Genomic DNA, 329 nt, shown 5'->3' with positions numbered 1-329 from the left:
CAACGTTCATCGGAGCAGGGTGAGTCGGCCCCTAAGGCGAGGCAGAGATGCGTAGCTGATGGGAAGCAGGTTAATATTCCTGCACCGTCGTATGATGCGATGGGGGGACGGATCGCGGAAGGTTGTCCAACTGTTGGAATAGTTGGTTTTTGACTCATAGAAGGCACTTAGGCAAATCCGGGTGCGCAATTCAAGGGGTTGAGACGAGTGCACTTGTGCACGAAGCAATCGGAAGTGGTTCCAAGAAAAGCCTCTAAGCTTCAGTCATACGAGACCGTACCGCAAACCGACACAGGTGGGCGAGATGAGTATTCTAAGGCGCTTGAGAG

The 329-nt window shown here is 52.9% G+C and carries 1 rRNA gene; it reads left to right on the top strand.

Annotation, left to right across the window (positions count from 1 at the left end):
- Positions 1–329 (top strand): 23S ribosomal RNA (locus MRBLMS1_RS14985); the annotation flags it as partial.

This window comes from Massilia sp. LMS1-1-1.1 (assembly GCF_040815535.1).
Lineage (GTDB): Bacteria > Pseudomonadota > Gammaproteobacteria > Burkholderiales > Burkholderiaceae_D > Janthinobacterium > Janthinobacterium aestuarii.
Note: the sequence above shows the minus strand (reverse complement) of the source record. Positions and strands in the feature narration are given on the sequence as shown.